Annotated in this window: 6 protein-coding genes and 1 pseudogene; 2 read left to right on the top strand and 5 right to left on the bottom strand. The window is 71.6% G+C overall.

Annotation, left to right across the window (positions count from 1 at the left end; genetic code table 11):
• Positions 1-93: 93 nt before the first annotated feature.
• The gene (locus tag ACFVZH_RS21415) at positions 94-1,686 is read right to left on the bottom strand and encodes a LamG-like jellyroll fold domain-containing protein (RefSeq protein ID WP_384899150.1); all 1,593 of its coding nucleotides are present in this window, start codon (positions 1,684-1,686) and stop codon (positions 94-96) included.
• Between the two features lie 173 nt (positions 1,687-1,859).
• Here ACFVZH_RS21415 and ACFVZH_RS21410 point away from each other — a divergent pair.
• Positions 1,860-2,933: pseudogene (locus ACFVZH_RS21410) on the top strand (aldose epimerase family protein); the annotation flags it as partial.
• A 40-nt stretch (positions 2,934-2,973) separates the two neighbouring features.
• Here ACFVZH_RS21410 and ACFVZH_RS21405 read toward each other — a convergent pair.
• Positions 2,974-3,612 (bottom strand): GNAT family N-acetyltransferase, encoded by a 639-nt coding sequence (locus tag ACFVZH_RS21405; protein WP_384899148.1) that lies wholly within the window; start codon positions 3,610-3,612, stop codon positions 2,974-2,976.
• A 203-nt stretch (positions 3,613-3,815) separates the two neighbouring features.
• Between ACFVZH_RS21405 and ACFVZH_RS21400 the strand changes: the two genes are divergently transcribed.
• Positions 3,816-4,682 carry a hypothetical protein gene (locus ACFVZH_RS21400; RefSeq protein ID WP_384899170.1) on the top strand — a complete coding sequence of 289 codons (867 nt, stop codon included), beginning with the start codon at positions 3,816-3,818 and terminating at the stop codon, positions 4,680-4,682.
• A 72-nt stretch (positions 4,683-4,754) separates the two neighbouring features.
• Here the strand turns inward: ACFVZH_RS21400 and ACFVZH_RS21395 are convergent, their stop codons facing one another.
• The 3 genes from ACFVZH_RS21395 to ACFVZH_RS21385 all read right to left on the bottom strand — a co-directional run bounded on the left by ACFVZH_RS21395 (position 4,755) and on the right by ACFVZH_RS21385 (position 8,602).
• Positions 4,755-5,741 carry an aldo/keto reductase gene (locus ACFVZH_RS21395; RefSeq protein WP_384899146.1) on the bottom strand — a complete coding sequence of 329 codons (987 nt, stop codon included), beginning with the start codon at positions 5,739-5,741 and terminating at the stop codon, positions 4,755-4,757.
• A gap of 526 nt (positions 5,742-6,267) precedes the next feature.
• On the bottom strand, positions 6,268-7,809 hold the full coding sequence (locus ACFVZH_RS21390; protein ID WP_384899144.1) for a uracil-DNA glycosylase: 1,542 nt from the start codon (positions 7,807-7,809) through the stop codon (positions 6,268-6,270).
• Positions 7,810-7,933: 124 nt separating this feature from the next.
• On the bottom strand, positions 7,934-8,602 hold the full coding sequence (locus ACFVZH_RS21385) for a macro domain-containing protein (RefSeq protein ID WP_384899142.1): 669 nt from the start codon (positions 8,600-8,602) through the stop codon (positions 7,934-7,936).
• Position 8,603 lies beyond the last annotated feature (1 nt).

Below are 8,603 nucleotides of genomic sequence, written 5' to 3'. Positions count from 1 at the left end.
CGTCGTGGTGGGCCCGTATAGTTTTAAACCCCCGCGGGGCCGGGCCACCGCGGGGCCCGCGGGCCCCCCCCCGCCCGCCCCCCGGGCTTCGCCCTACGGCTTCTCGGCCGCGTGCAGCGCGGCCACCTCCTCGGAGGAAAGCGCCTTGTCGAAGGCGTGCACCCGGTCGACCGAGCCCTTCCAGAAGTCGACGTTCCCGCCGCCCCACTTGGCGCGACCGACCGCGAACGGACCGGTGCTCACATCCGCCGGCCCCGGGGCCGCCGTGGCGACCAGGGCGCCGTCGACGTACAGCCGGATCTCGTTCCTCGCGGCGTCCCGTACGCCCACCAGGTGGTACCAGCGCCCGAGTTCGGGCGTCGTCGCGTAGCGGGCACGGTTGCCGCCGGGGGTGCTGAAGGCGAAGGCGCCCTGGCCGTACTGGAGGTAGAAGGGGTTCTCCTGGCGCCGGCCGTCCTGGCTGACCACCGTCGCGTAGTTCCCCGGCAGGGAGTCAAGCGTCGCCCACGCCGACACGGAGTAGCTCGTGGTGGTGTCCACGACGGGCCCGTCGGTCTGGGCGAAGTGGCCCTGCCCGTCGAACGTCAGCGCGCCGCCCCCGACTCCGGTGGTCCAGCCGGTCCCCTCGTTGAGGACGAGTGTCCGGCCGTTGGGTCCGGAGTCGCGGGACGTCGTACCGGAGCCCTCGTCGAACGACCAGGAGGCACCGCCCTTGAGCGGGCCGCGCTGCCCGGCCGCCGCGCCGGCGGCGATGACCTTCAGGTTGATCTCGCGGACCCGGTCGGGGTCGACCTTGATCTCCCGACGGTCGTACGTGTAGAGGCCGTTGAGCTCGTTCTCCAGATCGGAGATCTGGGTGTAGACGGAGCCGGACAGCTCCGCGCCCGCCGCTTCGAGGTAGAACCGCTCGGTGTTCTCCACGTACCTGCGGGTCAGCGCCTCCTTGTCGGCCACCCCGCTGTAGATCACCGTCGGGGCGCCCGGCCACATGTGGCCCGGGACGCGCAGGGTGAATCCGCCGTGCTCGCCGTCCAGCGCCGCCCGGCGGTCCGGGTAGGCGGGGTCGGTGTTGTCGTAGTCGTGGTGGTCGACGATGTCGCCCTTGCCGGAGTCGCCCTTGGAGTTGCAGCAGTTGACCCCGCTGTGGGCGTTGACGATGCGGGACGGGTCGGCCGCCTTCACCGACTCGGCGATCCGGCCGGTCTCCTCGCGGTTCCACTCGCCCCAGCCCTCGTTGAACACCGTCCAGCCGATGACCGACGGGGAGTCGTGGTGCCGGCGCATCATCTCGCGGCCCTGGTCCACGAACGCCTGGCGGCCGGCGTCGTCCTTGAGGTCACCCGAGACGAAGTCCTGCCAGACCAGCAGCCCCAGCCGGTCCGCGTGGTAGAACCAGCGGTCCGACTCCACCTTGATGTGCTTGCGCACGGCGTTGAAGCCGAGCTTCTTGTGCGCTTCCAGGTCGAAGGCGAGCGCCTTGTCGCTGGGCTGGGTGTACAGGCCGTCCGGCCAGAAGCCCTGGTCCAGCGTGGCCAGCGAGAAGATCGGCTTCCCGTTGAGGACCAGCTTCCGGAAACCGCCGACCTTCTCGACCGCGATCTCCCGCATGCCGAAGTAGCCGTCGACGCGGTCGGTCGACCCGCCGTCCGTCAGCCGCACCTCCAGGAGTCGACGCGCGGCGCCCACCCGGCCGCTCCGGCGGGGCGGCGGAAGACGGATGCCGGGGACTGACCCGCCGCGGGCAGCCCGCCCCCGAGCCGCGGCATCCGGGGCGCGGGCAGCCCCCGAGTCACGGCACCCGCGCATGCCTCGCGCCGAGCCCCTTCCCTGCCGCCGCCCCACACGTGACAAGGACGCCCATGCCCCGACCCACCGTCCGCAGCCGCCCGTTCGGCACCACCCCGGCAGGGGAGGAGGTCGCCTTGTGGCGACTCGAATCCCCCTCCGGCGCCTACGCGGAGATCCTCACGTACGGCGGCATCCTGCACTCCCTCGGTGTCCCCGACGCCACCGGCCGCACCGCGAACATGGTCCTGTCACTGCCCTCGCTCGACCAGTACGCGGAGAAGAGCCCGTACCTCGGAGCGCTCATCGGCCGCTACGCCAACCGCATCGCGCACGGGCGCTTCACGCTCGACGGCACGCACCACGAGATACCGGTCAACGACCGCGGTCACGCCCTTCACGGCGGCCCCGAGGGCTTCGACGCCAGGGTGTGGGAGGCGACACCGCACACCGACGACGACACGGCTGCGCTCCGGCTGCGCCTGCACAGCCCCGACGGCGACATGGGGTTCCCCGGAACACTCGACGTCACGGCCACCTACTCGCTGGACGCCCACGGCGCCCTCGCCCTCGACTGCACCGCCACCACCGACCGCCCCACCGTCGTCAGCCTCAGCAACCACGCCTACTTCAACCTGGCGGCGGACGGCGGGGACGTCCTCGACCACACACTCCAGGTCCAGGGCGACGCATACCTGCCGGTCGACCCGGCAGGCATCCCCCTCGGCCCGGCCGCAGCCGTGACGGGCACCCCCTTCGACCTCACCGCGCCCCGCCGCCTGCGCGTCGGCGTCCTGGCGGACGACGACCAGATCCGCGCCGCCGGCGGGTACGACCACTGCTGGGTGCTCGCCGACCGCGAGTCCGACGTGCCGCGTCGGGCGGCCCGCCTCGCCTCCCCGGACGGCGGCAGGGTGATGGAGGTATGGACGACAGCCCCCGGCCTCCAGGTCTACACGGCCAACCAGCTCGACGGCACCCTCACCGACCCGGCCGGCCGCCCCCTGGGCCGCCACGGCGCGGTGTGCCTGGAGACACAGCACCTCCCCGACGCCCCCAACCGCCCCGAGTACCCGAGTCCGGTACTGCGCCCCGGCGCGACCGGTCGCCGCCGCACGGAGTTCCGGTTCCCCGGCCGGCGGTCCCGGACGCCGCGCCCTGACGAACGCCCACCGCCGGCGGGTTCCCTCAGCCGCCCGAGGACACCTCGACGGCCGTCGGCCGCCCCAGGTACCAGACGGGCCCCGGGTCGGGCACGGCCAAGGGCCGGAAACCCAGCCGGTCGTAGAACGCCCGGGCCGCCGTGTTCGCGCGCACCATGCACAGGTGCACGGCGGGAACACCGGTCTCGTGCAGCGCCGTCAGCAGCGCGTGCATCAACGTACGGCCGTAGCCCCGGCCCTGCCACGCGGGCAGCAGATCGATGTGCAGATGCGCGGGGTACGCGGCAAGCTCGTCGAAGACCATGCGCTCGGGAGCGTGCAGCAGCCCCGCCATCATGTCCGCCGCGGTCCCGGCGGCCTCACCGGGCGCGGGGAACCGCTCCGCGACCAGTGGCAGCCACTCGGCGCGGAACCGCACCGCGAACCGGGCCGTGTCGGGCACGCCGAGCACGTACCCGACGGCGCGACCCGTCCCGTCGTCCAGGACGAACGCGAACTCCGGCTCCAACTCCACGTACGGGTAGGCGAAGATCGTCGGCATCAACTCCGGATCGGGGTACATCCCGGAGGAGTCCTCGCCCTCATGGGCCGTCCTCACACAGATCTCGGCGAGCTCGGCACGGTCGGAACCCCGGTAGCGGCGAACGAACGGTTCTGTCTGCATGTCCGGGGACGATCCCACGGTGGGAGCGCTCCCGCACTCCCTTTTCACTGTCGGTCCGGGACATCGGCGGCGCGACCGCACGGTCGGGAACCAAGCCGTGGATGCGCGTGTCCGGTACTGGCAGGGGGGTCGACCGCGCGTCTGCGCGGTCGGTGGCCGCCGGGTACGGCCGGGGGGACTGCGCCGAGGGCTGGGGGAGAGCGGTGGAGTGGTGGCTGACCGACAGCGAGGGGATCGTGGCCTGCTGGCTACTGGTCTTCGTGGTGGGCAACGGACTGCGCGGGATGTACTGCTGGTTCCGTGACAAGGACGAGCGGCGGAGGGTCGAGGAGCTGATCGCCGGGGATCTCCACCCGGTACGGGCCTCGTTCCTGCTCGGGGGAGTGGCGGAAGCGGCGGAGACCGCGGTCTGCATGCTCGTCGACGACGGTGTGGTGAAGGTGTCCGCCACCGGCGAGCTGCGGCCCACCCACCGTGGCAGGAAGCAGACCGATCGGGCCCTGCGTGCCCTGGCGGGAGCGATTCGCACCACGCCGCGGGACGCGCCGACCACGTTGTACGAGATCCCGGCAGAGGCTCGCTTCATCCGGTTCAGGGAACTCGTCGAGCGCGAGTCGCCCCCGGTGCGCCTGACCGCGTCGGGGAGAAGCCAGACCCTCATGCTCGCGGCCTCGATGGTGACGGCGCTCGCGATGGGCGTCCATGCCGGCGTGACCGAGGCGCCGATGCCCTTCGTACCCGAGGCCGACAGGTTGGTCTGGTTCTATGTCTGCGTGGCGGCCTGGATGGTGCAGTGGGGACCGGCATGCCTGTGGCCATCCGAGAGACGGCGCCGCTGGAAGGCCCTCGACACGTACTGCGGGGACGAGACGGAGAGCGCACGTGCGGCGCTGCCCGACCACACCCGAAAGGCGATCGCCCGCACGAAGGAGCGGCCGAAGCCGCCCCCTCCGCCCCCGCGGCCTATCCGCAACCACACCCGGAGCGGGGGCGGTTCATGGGTCGACAGCGTGGACGTGGACTCCTGTAGCAGCAACTGCGGCAGCTGCGGGGGCTGCGGCGGAGACTGATCGGCTCCGCGCAGTCAACCCTGGCTCCTCGTAACCGAGTTAGCCCCCGTGCCGGCACGCGCCTCGGCAGGCTCAGCCGTCGACGAAGGTCAGGCTGGTCGCGTCGTGGCGTGTGCCCGCGATCTGCCCGGGCGGGGCCGCGGCCTCGATGGCCGCGAGGTCCTCGGCGGACAGGTCGACGGCGAGGGCCGCGAGGTTCTCCTCCAGGTACCGCTGCCGCCGGGTGCCCGGGATCGGCACCACGTCCTCGCCGCGGCGCTGCACCCAGGCCAGGGCCAGCTGACCGGCGGTGACTCCCTTCGCCTCGGCGAGTTCCCTCAGCTTCGCGACGATCGACAGGTTTCGTTCGAGGTTGCCGTCGGCGAAACGCGGCTGGCTACGCCGCACATCGCCCTCGGCCAGCCCTTCCACCGAGCTGTACTGGCCGGTGAGGAAGCCGCGTCCGAGCGGCGAGAAAGGCACCAGACCGATGCCGAGCTCACGGCAGACCGGAGCGATCTCCGCCTCGAGGTCCCGTGTCCACAGCGACCACTCGCTCTGCAGCGCGGCGATCGGGTGCACCGCGTGGGCCCGGCGGAGGGTGCGCGGGCCGGCCTCGGAAAGCCCGAGGTGGCGGACCATTCCGGCCTGCACCAGCTCGGCCATCGCGCCGACGGTCTCCTCGATCGGCACCAGCGGATCGACCCGGTGCTGGTAGTAGAGATCGATGTGGTCGACCCCGAGCCGGCGCAGCGACGCCTCGCATGCCTGCCGGACGTAGGCGGCGTCCCCGCGGATCCTGGTCGGCTCGCCCAGGCGGTTGGCGAAGCCGAACTTCGTGGCCAGCACCACCTCGTCGCGACGCCCGGCGACGGCCCGCCCGATCAACTCCTCGTTGTGCCCGGCACCGTAGAAGTCGGCGGTGTCCAGAAGGGTCACCCCGAGGTCGAGAGCACGGTGCAGGGTCGCGACGGACTGCGCGTCGTCCGAGGCGCCGTAGCCATGGCTCATACCCATGCACCCCAGCCCCTGCGCGGAGACCTCCAAGCTGCCCAGGTACCGGGTGGGAACGTCGGTCATGCCGCTGCCTCCTGCGTTCGGAATCATCGCTCTGGACGCTAGGTGTTGAAGTGCACTCCAAGTCAAACCACTTCTCCTCCCCTCCGGGGTGCGGGAGCCGGTATCAGCCTCCGAAACGGACATGAACACGGCAGCGTCCGGCAGCCCCCGGCAGGAGCCCGGCCGAGCCCTGCCCCGGCCGCCTGCCCCGGCCGCCTGACCCGGTACGTCGGACTCCAGTGCCGCGCCGCCTTCGCACACCTTCTCCGCGGCCTGGCCTACGGCACCGGCCTCAGCGTCGCGGGCACCCTCGCATACGTCATACGCCAGCTGTGGTGACACGACCCGTGGGCGGGGCGGGCGCGACCCCGCCCCGCCCGCGGGCCACGGTGCCGGGTGATGCCCGGCCCCTCGGGCCGTCCGGGGATGTCAGGACACCAGGCCGGCACCCTCCAGCTCGGTCAGCCGCACGGTGTACAGACCTCCACGTTCGGCCTTCACCTCCGTCACCTTCAGCTGCGTACCCGGCGCCAGGATGTACTCCTCCTCACCTGTGAAGGCGGAGAACCGCCGGATTCCCACCGCACGCGCGGGCGTGACCTCGAAGAGCGTCCGCCGGCCGCGCCCGCCGAGGAACGCGCGGGCCACGCCCAGCTCGGACGTGCACGACGACACGCCCCACCACGTCACCGTTCGCCCCAGCGGGTACTGGGACCGCAGATCCAGTGCCACGCCACAGCGGTCGCGTCTGCGCGGGCAGCGCCTCCATCGCCGAGAACAGCAGCCGCAGGTACGGCAGGTACGGGACCACGCGCTCGCGGTCCGACGAGCGCAGCACGGCGTTGATCTCGCGGTAGAAGCCGGATTCGCACGTGTACAGGTAGAGGGCCGAGATCGCGTCGGCCGACAGGTCGCTCATGGCCTCCCCGGACGGGGCCACCACGGACGCCGCCTCCGCGGCCTTCGTCTCGCCGAACCGGCTCGACAGATCGATGTGCCGGTCAAGGTGTGCGAGTACCCGTGAGACCGGCTCGACGGCCTTCCGAAAGTCCATCAGCGGCGTGTCGAACACCCCGGTGACGGGTGGCAGGACGAGGCCCTCGTCCTTGACGCTGGTGAGCCGCTCCAGATACAGCTGATGCAGCTCCATCGTGGACGCGATGAACGCACCCATCCGCTGCGCGACACCACCGTCCCCCGGCCCGCCGGGCCCGCCCGTCCCCTGGTCCCAGCCCTTCCGCGGCAGCCAGTCGACCGGCTCGGCCCCCACCGCCGCCAGGGCGTCGTTCACCTGGGCGAAGTGGTCGCCCTCGCAGAACAGATCGCCCTGTGCGGCAGGATTGGCGTGGTCCAGGTGACGGACCTGTACCCCCGGGTACTTCTTCTCCAGCCGCTGGACGACCCTCTTCAGACTCCGGGCGTGCGCACCCCACCAGGCGAACACCACCCCCCGGTCGTCCTCCTCCGCCGCGTCCTGCTTCGCCCGGAGGATCTCCTCGACGATCTGCTCGGCCACGGGGCGCCAGAACGACGTGTGCCGATCGGTCGCCATCGCCCCGTCGGCGCTCGCCGTGAGGGACGCGTTCAGCAGCAGCACACCCTGGGTCAGCATCGCCTGGAACCACTCGGGCGGCTGAACCGTGTCCTCCTTCTTCAGCAGGGCGCGGACGTCGGCGATCGGGGTCTTCTTGACGATGCCGTACTTCCACATCGCGGCCGCCTTGATGAGGCAGCGAATGCTGACGACCCGGCCGAACTGGCTGTCCTTCCAGTCGTTGAAGGTGTTGTCGAACATCGCGATGCCGGTCGCGCTCTCCGCCCGCGGATACGGGTTCTGTCCGAAGACGACCACCTTCCACTTCTCCGGCGGATGCGGCTTCAGCGCCTGGAACGTCAACTCGCGCACCGGCACGACCTCCGGGCTGCGCTTGGGGCCGATGAAGTCGGCGGCTCCCGGCTGCCCCTCGATCACCGGTCCGAGCAGCGGCAGCCACGGCTCGCCGCCACCGGTGAACAGGTCGGCCAGTCCCAGCGGGTCTCCGGCCGGGAAACCGGCATCGCCCGAGGCCGTCACGTCGACATCACTCACGAGGGTGGAACTCCCGGTACTCGGACCGGACGCCTCCTGAGGCGTCCCGGCATGCTGAACGTCTGCGACAGGAGCGTCGCCGGTGTCCACGCCCTGGGCGGCACCGGCCTGCGAGGTCGTCGGGTCAGTGGCGAAAGGAAGGACGCTGCGGCACGTTGATCCGGACCCGCCGTGCGGACCCCGCTCCCTCGATGTCCTCGAGCTGCCCCAGTACCGCGGCCCGCAACTCGTCGTAGTCCGCGAAACCGTGGTCGTGGAAGAGGGTGTAGCCCGTCCACATCAGGTTGGCGCACACCTTCGCGGGCACCTGCCCGGTCTGCGCGCCCATCCCGACGAGGGCCACCGACCGGATGCTGCCCGGCTTCGCCCGGTTCTGCAGGTGCACCGCCTGGAAGGCGGCCGCGCAGGCCAGCGCCACGTTCATCGTGTCGCTGACGTTCTGCGACGACTGGCGCATGGTGGGCGTCGAGATCAGGTACCGGGGTACGTCCGCCCCGGAAGCGACGCACACCGCGCTGCCCACCGGCAGCCGTCCGCCGAACCGGTCGCGGATCGCCCGCTGCACCCGCACCTGGATGCCCGCACCGAGGTAGCGCTTGACGACGGCGTCGACCCCACCGTCCATCCGGCCCCGCTCGTTGGTGGGGGACACCCAGGCGTCGGCGTTCACCTCAAGAAGGGAGCCCCGCCGGATCTCGACCTCCGGCGTGTCCGCGAACGCGGACCGCCAGGCCGTCACCACCTCTTCGTTGACGTCGACCAGCACCACGCTCAACGCATGCCTGACACCCACG

Source organism: Streptomyces sp. NPDC059534 (assembly GCF_042743475.1).
Classification (GTDB): Bacteria; Actinomycetota; Actinomycetes; order Streptomycetales; family Streptomycetaceae; genus Streptomyces.
This window is presented reverse-complemented; position numbering and strand designations above follow the sequence as displayed.